Raw genomic sequence first — 15,506 nt, 5'->3', positions numbered from 1 at the left:
CTCTTTTTAGAGGGGAGTTTATAAGGAGAAATTATTATGAGCCAAAACATTCGGCCCGCAGAAATCAGTTCCATTATTCAGAAGGAAATCGGCAAGTATGATGCCAAACTAAAAATGGAGACGGTCGGCACGGTCCTCCAGGTGGGCGACGGCATCGCCCGGGTCTGGGGACTGGACAAGGTTATGTCCGCCGAACTGGTGGAATTCATACCCACCAAAGCAGATGGTAAATCCGCCGAGCCGATTTTCGGCATGGCGCTCAACCTGGAAGAAGACCATGTCGGCTGCGTGGTGCTGGGCGATGACACCAAGATTAAAGAAGGCGACGAGGTCCGGACCACCGGACGGATTACCCAGGTGCCGGTCGGGCCGGCGCTGGTCGGCCGGGTAGTCAATGCCCTGGGCCAACCACTGGACAACAAAGGCCCGATTGCCACCACCGAATACCGGCCCATCGAAGGCCGTTCGCCTAATGTCATCCAGCGCCAGCCCGTCAAGGAGCCGCTCCAGACCGGATGGCTATCCATCGACTCCATGATACCTATCGGCCGGGGTCAGCGTGAACTTATCATCGGCGACCGCCAGACCGGCAAGACCGCTATCACCATTGATGCCATCATCAACCAAAAAGAGGAAAATGTCATCTGCATCTATGTGGCTATCGGGCAAAAGGCATCCACCATCGCCAGCATTGTAGATACACTGGAAAAATACGGAGCCATGAAATACACCATCGTGGTCGCGGCCGCGGCCTCTGACCCGGCGCCGCTGCTCTATATCGCGCCCTACGCCGGCTGCGCCATCGGCGAATATTTCCGGGATAATAAACAGCACGTCCTGGTCATCTACGATGATTTATCCAAGCACGCCGCTGCCTACCGGCAATTATCCCTCCTGTTAAGGCGGCCGCCGGGCCGCGAGGCGTTCCCGGGCGATATCTTCAACCTCCATTCCCGCTTGTTGGAACGGGCCGCTAAATTATCCGATGAACTGGGCGGCGGGTCGCTGACTGCCCTGCCCATCGTGGAAACCCAGGCTGGCGACATCGCCGGCTATATCCCGACCAATATTATTTCCATCACCGACGGCCAGATTTACCTGGAACCGGACATGTTCTATGCCGGTATCCGGCCGGCTATTAACGTGGGCAACTCGGTCTCCCGGGTGGGCGGCTCGGCCCAGGTATCGGCGATGAGACAGGTAGCCGGACGCCTGCGCCTGGACCTGGCCCAATACCGAGAATTGGCTGCCTTTGCCCAGTTTGCCTCGGAACTGGATAAGACCACCCAGGCCCAGCTGACCCGCGGCGAGCGGCTGGTCGAGCTCCTGAAACAGCCCCAATTCAAACCCATGCCGGTGACCGAACAAATTATCCTGATCTGGCTGGGCACCAACGGCCATCTGGATACCATGGCCACTGAAAAGGTCCGGTCTTTCGTGGAAGGAATTATCAAATTCATCCACGAACAGCATCCGGGTATTGCCGAGAATATCAAAAAGACCAGGAAACTGGATATGCAGACAATCGAACATTTAAATAAAGCAGTGGAGGAATACCAAAACGTTGAGCGTAAAGCGTAGAGCGTATAGCGTATACTATTATGTTAAGCGGTCGTAAGATTAAGAGAAAAATCCGAAGCGTCCAGAACATCAAGAAGATAACCCGGGCCATGGAAATGGTCTCAGCCGCCAAGTTCAAGCGGGTCTGGACCAAACTCACGGCTATCCGCCCATACTCGTCTAAACTCAAGAGTATGACCGAAAACCTCCTGGCTAATCTCAAGGATATCGGGTTCAAGCACCCGTTTATTTATAGTGAGCGAAGCGAATCTATGAAGCAAACCGGCAATGAGGCATCGCCCGCAGTCACAGCCAAAAAAGGCAAGATGTGCGTTATCGCAGTCTCGTCCAGCAAGGGTCTGTGCGGCGGCTATAATGCCAATATGACCAAGGCGCTGGCTAACTTTATTACTTCGATAGAAACAACCAAAACAATAGAAATCGTGCCAATCGGCAAGAAGATTCAGGACTTTGCCCGGAAACGGGATATTAAAATGCGGGACATTAAGGCCCCGGGCGACATAAATATCGGGCTGGCCAAGGAGATAATCACGCCGATAATAAATGACTACGAAAACGGCTTATTGAGCGAGGTCTGGCTGGTCTATAGCGAGTTTGTCAATCCGATGATTAACCGGCCCAAGGTCCAGAGATTCCTGCCGTTTGTTACAGAGACAGATAACCCTCCACGCTCCACGCTCAACGCTCCACGCTCAACGGAAGACTATCTCTTCGAGCCCGAACCAACTGAATTATTAAACCTGATTATCCCGCGCTATCTGGAGGTGGTGTTTTACCGGATGCTGCTCGAGGCGTATTCCAGCGAGCACTCAGCCCGGATGATAGCCATGCGCAACGCCTCCAAGAACGCCTCCGAAGTAATAGATGAATTAACCCTGACATTTAACAAAGCCCGCCAGGCCAATATCACCCGTGAACTGCTGGATATTGTCGGCGGCGCGGAGGGGATGAAGTAGCGGGGACGTGGAGCGTATAGCGGAGAAATTTAATATGCCCTTAAAAGAGAACACGCACTAAGCGAAGCGTGACCACGAAGTGAATAAGACGAATACGGCGAATATCACGAATAAAACAATAGGAATTCGTGTGATTCGTTCTATTCGTGCGATTCGTGTTTATCCAAAGACCTTATATTTCTGTAGTGAAAGGAATTATTACTATGAATGACAATCAAGGAAAGGTTCTACAAGTTATTGGACCGGTCGTAGACGTGGCATTCCCGGAGGGAAAACTGCCGGCCATCTACAATGCCCTGAAACTGACCAGCCAAACCCCGCCCCTGAATCTGGTGCTGGAGACAGCCCAACATCTGGGCAACAATACGGTCCGGACTATTGCCCTGGCCTCGACCGACGGCGTCATCAGAGGCATGCCGGTAGTTGATACTGGCGCGGTCATCACTGTCCCGGTCGGCCGGCCCACCCTGGGCAGGTTGCTCAACCTGCTGGGCGAGCCCATCGACACCATCGGCGAGATTAAAACCAAGGACTACTACCCGATTCACCGCCACAGCCCGGCATTATCCGAACAAGCCACCACTACACAGATATTCGAGACCGGACTGAAGGTCATCGATTTACTGGCGCCGTATTCCAAAGGCGGCAAGGTCGGCTTATTCGGCGGCGCCGGCGTCGGCAAGACCGTGGTGATTATGGAACTCATCCGGAATATCGCCACCGAACACGGCGGCTTTTCGGTATTCGGCGGCGTGGGCGAACGCACCCGCGAAGGCAACGACCTCTGGCTGGAGATGCAACGTTCCGGCGTATTGGCCAAGACCGTCATGGTCTTCGGCCAGATGAACGAACCGCCCGGCGCGCGCCTGCGCGTGGCCTTAACCGCCCTGACCATGGCTGAATACTTCCGCGACCAGGAAGGCCAGGACGTGCTCTTGTTTGTTGATAACATATTCAGGTTCACCCAGGCCGGCTCTGAGGTCTCGGCCCTGCTGGGCAGGATGCCCTCGGCAGTCGGATACCAGCCCACCCTGGCCAGCGAGATGGCCGAGTTGCAGGAACGCATTACATCAACCAAGCGCGGCTCGATTACCTCGATTCAGGCCATCTATGTGCCGGCCGATGACCTGACCGACCCGGCCCCGGCTACCACATTCGCCCATCTTGACGCCACGACCGTGCTCTCCCGACAGATTGCGGAATTAGGCATCTATCCGGCGGTTGACCCGCTCGACTCCAGCTCGCGCATATTGGATGAAAATATTATCGGCAAGGAACACTATGGCGTGGCCCGCGAGGTCCAGAAAATCCTCCAGCGCTATAAAGACCTGCAGGACATCATTGCCATATTGGGCATGGAAGAACTCTCGGACGAAGACAAGGCCGTGGTGGCCCGGGCGCGCAGAATCCAGCGCTTCCTGTCCCAGCCGTTCCACGTGGCCGAGCAGTTTACCGGCACCGCCGGTAAGTATGTGCCTTTGAAGGATACCATCAGGAGTTTCCAGGAAATCCTGTCCGGCAAGCATGATAAACTGCCCGAGCAGGCGTTCTATATGGTCGGCAATATTGATGAAGCGGTGGAGAAAGCTAAGCAGATGTAGGTAAGCGTAGAGAGTGAAGCGTATAGCGGAAAGTACTGGAAAACCAAAGGAGGACTTATGGCTGACGAAATAAATCTGTTAGTACCTCCCCCTCAGGCTAAGGTCTTTGCCTGTTACGGTCATGCCTGGAGACGTTTATGGAAAACATTTCTCATGCTCCTTTTGGTGAATTTCATCCTCTTCCTCCTGACTACCCCAAACTTCATGCCTTTTTGCCTGGGTTATATCTATGGCATTATGGTCGGCTGGCCGTTATCATACGGCACGATGCTGGTCAATCTCAAAGCCGCCCGGGGCGAGCAAATACAGGTGGAAGACCTTTTTGCCGGATTTAAGAACTACGGCAATGTGCTCTTGGCCTCTCTGTTGACCACAATTATAATCACGACCGGATTTATCATGTTGATTGTGCCCGGCATCATCTTCGCCTGCAAGCTGGCCTTTGTGCCCTATCTGGTGATGGAAGGCAAGGCAGACGCGGGTGACGCCATTGCGCAGAGCTGGATTATGACCCGCGGCTATACCTTAAAGATATTCCTGATCGGGCTATTGTCAATCCCGATTATTATCGGCGGAATTATTTGCCTGTGTGTTGGTGTTATCCCGACCTTTTTCTGGATCAGCTTAGCCTCGGCATCGATGTATTATGCGGTTTCCGCCGCTAAACCCGGTTAGAGGAGCTCGCGCCACTTGAGGTGGTTGCAGATAGGAGGATTTATGACTGAAGAAACCAGACCGCTGAGACACTCCGGATTCGGGATTGCCTCATTTATCATATCCCTGGTAATGGGCGTGGCAGACTTTCTTCTTCTGGCGGCTGCCGGTATCATGGAAGTCAGCACGCCGGGAGGCATAGACGACAAATCCGCCAGCGCCGTCATCCTGGGATTAATCATGATTGGCGGATTTGTCCTTAATCTGGCCGGCCTGGCCTTTGGCATAGTCGGCCTTCTGGCCCGGGATAGAAAGAAGGTCTTGGCTATCCTCGGCCTCATCTTCAATCTGATAATCCTTATCGGTATGGTCGGGATAATGGCCCTCGGACTGCTGATGGGTGGGTAATACGAATATGATATCGCAACGGACACACATCAGGATTGTAAACTGGACAGGTGTCTTCTTCTGTCTGGTTACCGTATTGTGCGTGATAGTCGTGATTATCGGCAAGTGGCAGATGAGCGGCTGGGGCAACGGTAATTTCCCGCCATTGATAGGCCATTTATTTGTCATCGGACTGGGTGGCTTGATGCTGGCTGGAATCGCATCCTCGGCTGTTGCAACCCTGTTGGCGCTCTTTAATGTCATGCTCACATTATCTACAAGACACTCCGGCCGGATACTATTCCCCGGCGTTCTGTCCCTGCTCAACATCGCCTCATTTATTTATCTGGTCATTATTATCAACCATAGTTAAATATGAGTAATCCAAAGGTAAAAGGCATTCTTATCTGCGCCGCGGTATTTATTGCCGTGCTCCTGCCGGCATTATACCTCGGTATCACCTTTGTCCTGGGCCACGGCAGGATTATCCCCTATGTCTCGGTCTGGCTGGACCGGCTACTCTTCCTGGCAGTGGTGCTTGGACTGCCCTCCGGGGCGGCCTGGATTACATACCGACTGGCCGCGAAAAGACATGATAATAATGACCTATAATATCTCAGATTGACTCTCAACCACCTACACCCAGATACCTATCTATCACACGCCGTACCCTACCGTACCCTACCCCCTCCCCCACCCCCCCTACCCACATACCTGACCGTAAGGAATGACGGTTTATACTGTAGGGTATATCAGTTCTTACCATAACCTACGTCATATTATACGGTTAGGTAGCTTATACCTTGCGGTAGAATACGCACTTATGTATGCTATGGCATATCAGTCCATACGGTATGGATACCAATACCATATCATACACTACCTAATAGGATAAGGTAAGCAAAGCCGGCCCAGAAGATATGCGATGGGCTATTGGGTGGTCAGGTAGCGCATGCCAGACCATATGATACCGCCATCAGCAATGTAGGGAACCATATCCCTAACCTTAGCATACACCGTCCCTGATGGTGCGGCAGGGCGTGCGATATAATAAGGCCGGCCAGGCCATATCATCCGAACCGCCATATACGGGATAGGTATCTACCAGCCCTACTCTAGTTTAATAATCGGGATGCAAAATATTTACGGATATTTTTCAGATTCCACTTGTTTTCCGGTAAGAGATGGGTATATTATCTGTGGGAACGAATGATGGTTACATAAGGTTACAAGAAGTTACGATAAGTTACAAGAGGTTACTGCAACCGCTTGTAACATCCTGTAACCCCGTGTAACCCCTTCCACGAAGGGGGGTGAGAAATATGGAGTTCATAAAAGAGTTAGAGATGTTTCTCTATGTGCCGGAGCGCTGGACGGTGCCTGAGGATATGTCCAAGCGCTACCAGGAGAACACCAAGAACGCGGCCATCTACGCCTATCAGCGCCTGATTAAGAAGGTCGGGTTTGACGAGCGGTTCATATCTATGATGGCCATTCCGGCCAACCGGGCATATAAGGAGATGATTAACCCGGCCTTTATCTCCAAGCACGGCAAGACGGCCCAGGAAATCATCAATGCCCAGGGCCAGAATATGGTCACCAAATACAAAAAATGGCTCAAGAACCTGAACAAGCAGTACGCGGACAACGCCAAACTCTACAAGGAGAAGATTGATTCCTCGGTCGAGGACTGGATAAAGGAGGCGTCTAATACGGTCTATCGGCTGACCGGAAGCAAGAAGGCCCGTTCGGTGGTGCCGGTGGCGGTGCATTTCCTGGCCGGGGAAAAGAGCGCGGTGGGCTGGATAGCCCCGTCCTGGACAGTGGACGGCGCGCCCTATTGCATCGTGACTACCCGGGAGCGCTCGGCATTAAAGGCCGCGCTCCAGCAACGGCTGGTCCAGGGCGGCATGGCGGTGATTAAGTCCGAATACGGCCAAGGCATTATGGACGCGGAGAATGCCATCAATGCTATGTTGCTCAACCATATGCGCGACCCGGCCCTGTGCGCGGAATTCGCGCCCACCCTGACGGACGGCAAGAGCTTCTGCGGCTGGGAGATGGACATGAACATGTTCCTGCTGCATGTGGTAATCGGACGGAATGCGTAGGGACAGACCCGGTGAGTAGATACCCCGCTCCGAAAGCATTCGGGGCGGGGTGGGCTACAGATTTTACTTGACTCCTTACATCATTATAGATATAATATCATATAGATAGTAGGAGATTCAATTATGAAATTGTATGTCAAGATTGAACAGGACGAAAAAGGATATTTTGTGGCTGAGGTGCCGGCGTTACCTGGCTGTCTGTCCCAAGGCAAAACCAAACAGGATGCCATAAAGAATATCAGGGAAGCCGTCGCGGGCTGGCTGGAGGTAATGGAGGAAAAGGCCCGGTTTAACCATAAAAAGGCCATTGCGGTTAATCTATAAATGTCCGAGAAGATAAAAACCTGTTCCGGAGCCGAGGCCGTCAAGAAGTTCCAACGCATCGGCTGGACAATCGCCCGGCAAAAAGGTTCACATCTGATGCTGACCAGAGCCGGTTATTTTTACACCCTATCCATCCCGCAACACCATGAATTGGGACCGGGTATTTTGAGGAAGCTAATCAAACAAGCCGGCATAACCGCTGAGGAATTCAATGCGCTCTAACAAATAATTAGGCCAGGCGTCCCCGGAATAATCGACTCCTATTTCCCGCCCCGGGCATTATAATCCCTGAGTAAATTGACCAGCAATTTCACCAATGCCAGGTCGGTATTCTGTAGCCCCTGTCCGGTTAGATGCCCCATCAGATGCACTACCCGGCCGTATTTCTCCGGACTGGAGTAATATTTAAATGTTACGGCCACAATGCCATCAGCATCATTATCATCACCCGACACATCCGGACTCATCAACAAAACCGTAACAGTATCCTTGTCCAATATTTTTATATCAGTACTATAATTATGGATTTTTATGGTAATGTCAGACTCTTCAGTCTGACTCCCGTCAAATATACCATCTAACAGTACGTAAGACGAATTGGTTATAACCGGAAGTACCTTAACCGTTTCCTCCTCCCATTTCAGGCTATTGTCGATATACACCCCTGTATAAGTCAGCAAATTCTTAAATGTCCTACTGATTATTTCATCAAATTGTCGATCCTCAGTAAAAAGGCAGCCACCGTTTCCTACAAATTGGCGTATCTTTTCAATGCTTTTATCGCTAAGTTTAGTATTGTGCCTCAGACAATCTCCAGCACCCTGGCATTTAAGCGCCGTTCCGTCTTCTTTAGAGATGATAGTATGATTAGGATTACAGCAATGATTCCCATGGCGGTTACAATTGAAGATAACCATTATCTTGTCATCCAGCAGATAAGAATCCTTGTCAAACTCTGACTTGCCCACCACGGTATGGGGAAAACGCCATCGCTTCAGAACGTCTTCTATCCGGTCATAATTACCATCGAACCTTTTACTCCCATCGCATATGTCGTTCCGAACCACGATAATCCTTTGGGATATATCTTTAGTCGTGATTGATACCTCGTTGGAATAGTCACTATAACCACCGACATTATCGGCCCGGATACGGTAATAATAAGTGGTGGAAACGGCGAGGTTTGGCTTCAGGTAGGTAGTTACATTGGCGGCAACTAAACCAAACGGCCTAAAGCTGGATTGTTCAGTGCGCTGTTCGATTATAAAGCCCGCCTCATTGTCTGAATTATCATTCCAGGTCAGATAAACCCGGTCTAAACCAAAATACTCGGCCCTAAGATTAGACGGCGCATTAGGCGGCGATATTCTAATAGAGACCTTGCCGGGTTCCCGGGTCTCCCTGACCGGCTCTTCTCCGGCATCACGGCAGTAAAATATCTCGCGGCAGACCTTGGGGAAGAAGTCATAATCAATCCAGGCATAGCCATTCTCACCCCAGTCCGTGCCCCAGGAATTCAGGAACCGGTAGGCGGATTTTTCATCGTTGTAACCGACCAGTATAGCGGCGTGCCAATCCCACTTTTCTTCCCCCAAGCTCCGATAGATATAATTTGCCTTAATCAGGTTTTCCTGACCCAGGTTACTGCCGGTCATTATGCCAATAATCAGGGGATATCCGCTTACCAGGAACTGCTTAATGGTATCCTGATTCTTATTAATCCGCGCCCAAGAGGCAATCTTATAACTCCTGGCTTCATCCTTAGCCCGGTCAGATGGCTTAGTTGACGAGTCGTAGGAATTATAAGGCATAGCCGCTAAAGTAGCGCATCCTTGTGCGGACAATAAATTCAGGGCCCCTTTTATGGATATTCCCCTATCACGGCCACGGTTCAGCTGGTTATAAACATAAGCCGGGCTGAACAGGTGTCCGGGGTGGTCCAGCCCCCAGTTCCGTTCCACCTCCTCCTGATAACTCTTTAAGGCATAGGCCACGGCCCAGGCAGTGCAGGAACCCTGGTGCCCCTGCGCTCCGGCTGGAGGCATCTTATGGGCCAATGACCAAACAGCAGGTAGCAACCTCGGCGCATCAGATGGAACCACGGCCTCAGGTATGGCCTGGTATTCATCGTCGGATAACGGCTCCAGCCCAAAGGAATACACTATTTGGGCAGCCGGGCTATTGCTTATAGGAACATCAGGAACTGATGTGCCTGTTAGTGCCGGCGTATCTTTAGGCGATTGAAAATGCCAGCTTCCGAGGATATAGAAGACAAGCAGCAGGCATAATGCTATTCCGATTAGCCCAAGACATATCCACTTGATGGCGTTAGCTGACATAGGTTAGAATTCTATCACACTACTTTGGACTATCCGGTTCTCTGGATTTATCGGGCGTATCTTCCTTAGGCTTTTCTTTCTTGTGCTCCGGCAGAACCATAAACGCGCCCTGGGCAATGCGGGTTAATATATCGGTGCTGAAGAGTTCCACCAGATATTCCCCGGCTGGCCAGCCGTCCTTCTTCTCACGCCAGATGAAGTTATCGGAAACACCGGGATTTAGGGCCTTGGTATCTAATCCGATAACCTCATTAGTTGTTTTATTCATCCATCGGGTAATCACTTTAGCCAGCCCCTCAAGCACGCCCTGATTCTTAAAGCAGGCATAGATGCGCCGGTCGCCTGACTTGAAGATGGCGGTGGGCGAAATAGGACTGTTATCAGGGCTAACCCGAAGTGCAAACGATATATCCTCAATAGTTTGACCTGGATTAGGTTTAAGTTCCGAGCCCTTTGTCAAATCTAACATCTTCGTAAAGTACTCATCCACATAAGGCATATCCGCTTCGGGAAGGCCAATCATCTTGACCAGCAGTTTTCTCATCTCTATTCGCAATTCCCTAATGTTTTCGCCTCTCTTCTCTATTTCGATGCTCTGCGCCTTGATTGAATTTACTAAGAAGGCCTCATTCCTGGACGCCTCGGCCAGTTGCTCATTCAGGGTCTTTATTTCCCTGTTCTTGGCATCCATTTCCGACTGTTTTATGCCGGTGCAACCGAGGCCGGCGAACATCAAACCAGCCAGCACCAGAAGAACAATAGCGGTGGTTTTCGCTGGACGCGGTCTCTCTGAGTTCATATCTACTCCTATCTTAATCAGTTTAAACCGTTTAATCCTGTTGTGCAAATTATTACATCCTCAGCGTTAATTGACACATTGCCTCTTCACCCGCCCTCAGAAAGCATCACGTGGTACCCGATAATTGCCCCTGGTATGATGCCCATAATCAGGCCCTTAAGCAACGTGATTCCAATCCACAGGCCGAATACATTCAAGGTAAGATTGCCGCTCAAAACTGACGGCGCCGATACGACCAGCAATAACAGGGCAAAGAATCCCCAGGAAATAAGAACACCCCTGCCAATGCCGCCGCCCCAGCGGCTTATCAGATAGCCGACCGGGAAACCGAAGATGGCGCTTAAGACCGCATTCAGTACTAAATTCCATGGGAGCAAACTGCCAGGCAACCCGGCCAGCGTATTTAATATAAAAAATGTGATGATGCCGGTAATCCCGTGGTCTCTCATCTTATAGCGACGGCGTTCTTTTGCCTGGCGCGCCTGTTCCTCGGTTCTGGCCTCGTACTCCCGTCTCAGTTGGGCCAGTTTGTCGTCCTGTCCGCCGGGCTCAGGCCCCTGCTGAACGTCTGGGCTTGGCGTTTCCTTTAATATCTTGCCGCAGAGATTGCATGACTTCGACATATCACCATTGTCAGAACCGCAGGAAGGGCATTTCATATGGAATTCTCCTGTTTTAATCTATAACATCCTCAGTGTAAATTGATACATGGCTTTATTCATTCTCCAAATAAGCGAAAGAAATCTTAACGGATAAAGTATTGTCAGTAACACACCCCTGCCCCTCTTATTAGAGGGGATTTCGTCATTCAGGTCATAGCTCTGCTTTACAAAACGTAAAGACGGGAAGAAGGAGTTCAGGAATACCTCCCAGCGGGCAGCCGGACGGGTGAGGAAGCGGAGGATTCGAGAAAGGTCGTCGCTTAACACACCCTTATCTTCTAATCCCCCTCGCTCCCCCTTTGCAAAAGGGGGATGGGGGGATTTAGACATGCCCAGTAATATTGTATAAAGATAATATTCCAAGGAACGCTTACGGGGATGGAGAGAATGCATCACTTCATCAGGGATAGGAACGCCCTCTTTCCGACAGCGGTCAAAGAGGATGTGTAAAGGCGTTTCCAGGCGGTAGGATTTGAGGAGTTGGATGACCAGATGCCAGTCAAGCCCACTCACCCCTACCCGCACAACCCCCTGTCCCCCTTTACTAAGGGGGAGTTCAGAAGAAATAGAGTAATGTTTTATAATCAGTTCAATATCCTTAAGGACGGTCGGGGTGATGCGTCCGTGATAGACGGCAGAATCCACGGCGGTGTAGATGAGGGTGTCCTCCGGAGATAATACAAAGGAATTACACACCCCTAAATCCCCTCTTAATAGAGGGGACTTTACGGCGCGGGCCCAAACGCCGGCCAATGCCTTATCGTCCAGATAGTGCCTAAGGTCAGTATGACAGTCAATGTGCAGGGTGAATTCTCCAATGGTCTTGGAATAATGCGCCTCATCAGAACGGGCCGTGTCCAATACATACCCTAAATCACCCAATAACTCCCCTATCCTCTGCGTATCCCGATGCCGGATTAACAGGTCAATATCGCCCATCTGGCGCTGGCCGATATTGTCATAGACCGTGGCGCCCAGGGCCGCGCCGGCCAGGAGGATGGTTTTAATGCCGGCAGAATGAAAGGCGGGGAGGATTCTACTTAATTCATCGTAGATAATAATATTACGCGCCAAGGCATAATTCATTACACACCCCTAAATCCCCTCTTGATAGAGGGGATTTTATTCTTTGTGACCTTTGTGGTGAAGTATAATACTCCTGCTAACAAGATGAAAAACCCTAATACTGTAAAATGATATTTCATGGCATACACCACCGGTGTCAGGGCCAGACGTACAACACCCGCCTTAACAGGGGATTGTTTCAGATACTCCGCGATCGGCGGACTGACCTTATAATATAAACTAACAAAGCGCCGGCCCGGGGCATTAGTAATCAGATGCCTGTCCCGGAAGTTGCGCAGGACCATGACATTGGGATGGTTATAACTGCCATAGACGGCCGTGGCAATGAAACAGCCATTGTTCATTCCCTTGTATGCAGCGCTACTTCCGGCACTCTGGGAAATCGTGGCATAAGGCGTATTGCCGAATGCGCCCATATTAATCCGGCCGCCATTGGGTGACGGCTCCAATGCATACGTGTCGGACGGACTTCCCGTATCCACTGTTTTGGAACCAACCACCTCGCGGTAATCATTAGCTGCCTCGTTCCTGAATGCCACATTCTCCGAGATGTTTCCATTCCCGATCGTGCAATCAAGATAGTCCGTGGCATTGCCATAGACGTCGTTGTAGGTAATGGATAACTTGGGCAGGTCGGCCTCAATGCCGGACCACCAGATGCCGATGGCATTGCGGACGATGATATTGTTGCGAATCGCGGTCTGGCCGGCCACATTTATGGCCGCGTCGGTATGAGAAATAAAGGTATTGTTGACGATAATGAGGTCGGATGTATCGTTGCCGAAGATTCCGGTGCCCATCTGCCGGAGGATGACGTTCCTGACCTCCAGGCCGTAGGATGAGGCGTCAATACCGATGCCGGCGCCGGTCAGGGTAAGATTAGAAATCACGCCCTTGGTAACGACCGTGGGACCAGTCAACTCAAACAGGGTGGCCATACTCGGGCCTTGCAGTATGGTCAGGTGCGGGGCATAACCAGAGATGCTGACGCCCGGCTTGAGATATAAAGTTCCCGGAACAACAAAGGTTATCGGACTCAAGGTAATCGTGTCGCCAGACTGGGCAATGCTGACGGCATCTGATAGCGTCTCATACGGCGCGCCGTTCAGGAAGATATGATAGTCCGGCGCGGCGGTTGCCTCAACCGGACTGCTCTGCAGGCCGACCATATCCTCAGCCACGACACTGAAGACATATGTGATTCCGTTGGTCAGGCCGGTGACCTGATAATTGGTCACATTACCGATAGCCAGATAGGAGCCGAATGTGCCGGATATTTCCCCGTAGGCCACCAGATATCCGGCCGTATCCGTGCTGGGCGAGGCAGTCCAAAACAGATTGACATAACCGTTGCTGGGCGTGGCCATCAGGTTGCCCGGCGCATCAGGCGCAGTGGTATCAAGGAATACAGAATAGGTCTGCCGGTCAGACCAGGCAGAATATGCGTTGGACGGGTCTATGGTCCGGATGGAATAGGTCAGTTGGAGTGTGCTGGTTATCGGAATCGGCGCAAAGGTGATAGAGGTAATCCCGGCTGAGGTGGTGGTTATGGAGTCGTAACTTTCTATGACCTCACCATCATCATCAATTCTGACCTGATATTGCAGTGTCACGGACGCGTCATTGGTGTCAGTGGCCGAAGACCAGGTAAGCGTGGGCGTAAAGGTAGCGGTGCCGACGGTGATGGTGGTTCCGGTAGCCGGTGAGAAGCCGCTTGATACCGGCTGCGGGCTGCTGTTTGTTGACTGGAAAGCGTAGAGCGAGCCGTTCTTAGTGGCGACAAGCAGCCGGCCGTTGGCGGCAACGGGCGATGACTGGGTGGCTGAATCCAGGGTATAATTCCAGAGTATGGCGCCGTTGCTTGCGCCGAGGACCCGCAACTCGGATGAGAGCGATGAGGCAACTGCCAGCACGGTCTGTCCGGACTGGTTCTGCATAGCCAGCGGGGTCGGACACAGGCCATAAGGCGGGATGTTGTTCTGGTTGGCGGTAATGAGGGTGCCTAACGCCACCTGCCATTTAACTGAGGCAGTCGGCGTAACCGGGTCAATGGCAAAGGCGTATTCGTTGAGCACATACTGGTCGGCAATGGTGTCGGAATCAGTATCCACCGAGTAATCAAACCGAACCGTGAATCCGACATAGTCCCCTGCCTTTATGGGCGATGAGGTGGCCAGTTTGGTAGCGATAATATCACCGACAATCGTTCCTGATGCCGGGTCAGCCAGGGCAATCTGGTAATTTGATACAGGCCAATTAGCGTCGTCAATGTCTATTGAGTAGAAATTAAGGTCATTGCCGCCGGGCAGGAGATAGACACTGGTGTTGCTGATGAGCGGCGATGAGAGCAGGACTGCCCCGCCGGTCGGATATGACCAGGTTTCCGAGCCGGTATTCGTGTTCAGGGCGTAATACCGGCCGCTGTCACAGCCGATGATTAATGTTGCGCCTGATATAGCCGGAGACGAATAGACAATCTGTTCGGTCGGCGCCTGCCAGGCCGGCGTGGCCGTCGCTGTAATATCAATGGCAATGACCTTCTGGTTGGGGAAACCTAAACCCAGATAAATCCGGTTATTCAGGACCAGCGGTGAGGAAATGTCGGTGCTGGTGGTCTGATAGTTCCAGAGCGGAACGCCATCAAGAAGCCGCAGACAATGCACCTTGTTGTCCGACGGAATATAGATCCGGCCCTGATAAATGGCCGGCGAGGCGATGATATCGCCGCTGATAGCCGAGGTCCAGAGCAGGGAGCCGTCGGTTTCCTTCAGCGCCCGGACTGCGCCATCACGGCAGGCAAAGACCACGCATCCGTCTGCGACTGCCGGAGACGAAGTTATGCTGTCAGTAACCGTATGTTGCCAGTCCGGAATAAAGGTGTCGGAGAGTTTTTCCTCGGTGCTTCTGGCGCGAGTGGCGTCGTTGCCCAGCGAGGTCCAATCATCGGCGTGAATAAGATTCACCGCCGAGACGCAAAGAACAAGAATAATCGTTATTAGTCTCATA

Annotated in this window: 15 protein-coding genes; 10 read left to right on the top strand and 5 right to left on the bottom strand. The window is 51.7% G+C overall.

Going from position 1 to position 15,506, the window contains the following annotated elements; all coding sequences use genetic code 11:
* Window positions 1-36: 36 nt before the first annotated feature.
* From HZA49_00215 to HZA49_00170, 10 genes are all read left to right on the top strand, one after another.
* Window positions 37-1,581 (top strand): F0F1 ATP synthase subunit alpha, encoded by a 1,545-nt coding sequence (locus HZA49_00215; GenBank protein MBI5777865.1) that lies wholly within the window; start codon window positions 37-39, stop codon window positions 1,579-1,581.
* 20 nt (window positions 1,582-1,601) lie between these two features.
* Window positions 1,602-2,537, top strand: coding sequence for an ATP synthase F1 subunit gamma (atpG, locus tag HZA49_00210; GenBank protein MBI5777864.1), 936 nt, complete (start codon window positions 1,602-1,604; stop codon window positions 2,535-2,537).
* A gap of 203 nt (window positions 2,538-2,740) precedes the next feature.
* Window positions 2,741-4,138, top strand: coding sequence for a F0F1 ATP synthase subunit beta (gene atpD, locus HZA49_00205; protein ID MBI5777863.1), 1,398 nt, complete (start codon window positions 2,741-2,743; stop codon window positions 4,136-4,138).
* A 57-nt stretch (window positions 4,139-4,195) separates the two neighbouring features.
* Window positions 4,196-4,813, top strand: coding sequence for a hypothetical protein (locus HZA49_00200; GenBank protein ID MBI5777862.1), 618 nt, complete (start codon window positions 4,196-4,198; stop codon window positions 4,811-4,813).
* A 42-nt stretch (window positions 4,814-4,855) separates the two neighbouring features.
* The gene (locus tag HZA49_00195) at window positions 4,856-5,200 is read left to right on the top strand and encodes a hypothetical protein (protein MBI5777861.1); all 345 of its coding nucleotides are present in this window, start codon (window positions 4,856-4,858) and stop codon (window positions 5,198-5,200) included.
* A gap of 7 nt (window positions 5,201-5,207) precedes the next feature.
* Window positions 5,208-5,552: a hypothetical protein gene (locus HZA49_00190; protein MBI5777860.1), complete on the top strand. Its 345-nt coding sequence runs from the start codon at window positions 5,208-5,210 to the stop codon at window positions 5,550-5,552.
* A gap of 2 nt (window positions 5,553-5,554) precedes the next feature.
* On the top strand, window positions 5,555-5,791 hold the full coding sequence (locus HZA49_00185) for a hypothetical protein (protein MBI5777859.1): 237 nt from the start codon (window positions 5,555-5,557) through the stop codon (window positions 5,789-5,791).
* Between the two features lie 710 nt (window positions 5,792-6,501).
* The gene (locus HZA49_00180) at window positions 6,502-7,290 is read left to right on the top strand and encodes a hypothetical protein (protein ID MBI5777858.1); all 789 of its coding nucleotides are present in this window, start codon (window positions 6,502-6,504) and stop codon (window positions 7,288-7,290) included.
* 123 nt (window positions 7,291-7,413) lie between these two features.
* Window positions 7,414-7,614 carry a type II toxin-antitoxin system HicB family antitoxin gene (locus HZA49_00175; protein ID MBI5777857.1) on the top strand — a complete coding sequence of 67 codons (201 nt, stop codon included), beginning with the start codon at window positions 7,414-7,416 and terminating at the stop codon, window positions 7,612-7,614.
* Window positions 7,615-7,836, top strand: a complete 222-nt coding sequence (locus HZA49_00170; GenBank protein MBI5777856.1) for a type II toxin-antitoxin system HicA family toxin — start codon at window positions 7,615-7,617, stop codon at window positions 7,834-7,836. It begins immediately after the preceding gene.
* 38 nt (window positions 7,837-7,874) lie between these two features.
* On the opposite strand, the gene HZA49_00165 is transcribed toward HZA49_00170, so the two are convergent.
* From HZA49_00165 to HZA49_00145, 5 genes are all read right to left on the bottom strand, one after another.
* Window positions 7,875-9,953 carry a hypothetical protein gene (locus tag HZA49_00165; GenBank protein ID MBI5777855.1) on the bottom strand — a complete coding sequence of 693 codons (2,079 nt, stop codon included), beginning with the start codon at window positions 9,951-9,953 and terminating at the stop codon, window positions 7,875-7,877.
* Between the two features lie 19 nt (window positions 9,954-9,972).
* Window positions 9,973-10,752, bottom strand: a complete 780-nt coding sequence (locus HZA49_00160) for a hypothetical protein (GenBank protein MBI5777854.1) — start codon at window positions 10,750-10,752, stop codon at window positions 9,973-9,975.
* Between the two features lie 86 nt (window positions 10,753-10,838).
* Window positions 10,839-11,375 carry a hypothetical protein gene (locus HZA49_00155; protein ID MBI5777853.1) on the bottom strand — a complete coding sequence of 179 codons (537 nt, stop codon included), beginning with the start codon at window positions 11,373-11,375 and terminating at the stop codon, window positions 10,839-10,841.
* A 57-nt stretch (window positions 11,376-11,432) separates the two neighbouring features.
* Window positions 11,433-12,500 carry a nucleotidyltransferase family protein gene (locus HZA49_00150; GenBank protein ID MBI5777852.1) on the bottom strand — a complete coding sequence of 356 codons (1,068 nt, stop codon included), beginning with the start codon at window positions 12,498-12,500 and terminating at the stop codon, window positions 11,433-11,435.
* A complete protein-coding gene (locus tag HZA49_00145) occupies window positions 12,500-15,505 on the bottom strand; it encodes a PQQ-binding-like beta-propeller repeat protein (GenBank protein ID MBI5777851.1) in 3,006 nt (1,001 codons plus the stop codon). Before HZA49_00145 ends, HZA49_00150 begins: the two co-directional genes overlap by 1 nt.
* Between the last annotated feature and the right edge of the window lies 1 nt (window position 15,506).

It is taken from the genome of Planctomycetota bacterium (assembly GCA_016235865.1).
Taxonomy (GTDB): Bacteria; Planctomycetota; MHYJ01; order JACQXL01; family JACQXL01; genus JACRIK01.
This window is presented reverse-complemented; position numbering and strand designations above follow the sequence as displayed.

Bases quoted from the DNA above. Each gene is read 5' to 3' on its own strand.
- HZA49_00150 (MBI5777852.1), bottom strand. From the start codon at position 12,500: ATGAATTATGCCTTGGCGCGTAATATTATTATCTACGATGAATTAAGT.
- HZA49_00200 (MBI5777862.1), top strand. From the start codon at position 4,196: ATGGCTGACGAAATAAATCTGTTAGTACCTCCCCCTCAGGCTAAGGTC.
- HZA49_00145 (MBI5777851.1), bottom strand. From the start codon at position 15,505: ATGAGACTAATAACGATTATTCTTGTTCTTTGCGTCTCGGCGGTGAAT.
- HZA49_00165 (MBI5777855.1), bottom strand. From the start codon at position 9,953: ATGTCAGCTAACGCCATCAAGTGGATATGTCTTGGGCTAATCGGAATA.
- HZA49_00180 (MBI5777858.1), top strand. From the start codon at position 6,502: ATGGAGTTCATAAAAGAGTTAGAGATGTTTCTCTATGTGCCGGAGCGC.
- HZA49_00170 (MBI5777856.1), top strand. From the start codon at position 7,615: ATGTCCGAGAAGATAAAAACCTGTTCCGGAGCCGAGGCCGTCAAGAAG.
- HZA49_00155 (MBI5777853.1), bottom strand. From the start codon at position 11,375: ATGTCGAAGTCATGCAATCTCTGCGGCAAGATATTAAAGGAAACGCCA.
- atpG (MBI5777864.1), top strand. From the start codon at position 1,602: ATGTTAAGCGGTCGTAAGATTAAGAGAAAAATCCGAAGCGTCCAGAAC.
- HZA49_00185 (MBI5777859.1), top strand. From the start codon at position 5,555: ATGAGTAATCCAAAGGTAAAAGGCATTCTTATCTGCGCCGCGGTATTT.
- HZA49_00215 (MBI5777865.1), top strand. From the start codon at position 37: ATGAGCCAAAACATTCGGCCCGCAGAAATCAGTTCCATTATTCAGAAG.
- HZA49_00190 (MBI5777860.1), top strand. From the start codon at position 5,208: ATGATATCGCAACGGACACACATCAGGATTGTAAACTGGACAGGTGTC.
- atpD (MBI5777863.1), top strand. From the start codon at position 2,741: ATGAATGACAATCAAGGAAAGGTTCTACAAGTTATTGGACCGGTCGTA.
- HZA49_00175 (MBI5777857.1), top strand. From the start codon at position 7,414: ATGAAATTGTATGTCAAGATTGAACAGGACGAAAAAGGATATTTTGTG.
- HZA49_00195 (MBI5777861.1), top strand. From the start codon at position 4,856: ATGACTGAAGAAACCAGACCGCTGAGACACTCCGGATTCGGGATTGCC.
- HZA49_00160 (MBI5777854.1), bottom strand. From the start codon at position 10,752: ATGAACTCAGAGAGACCGCGTCCAGCGAAAACCACCGCTATTGTTCTT.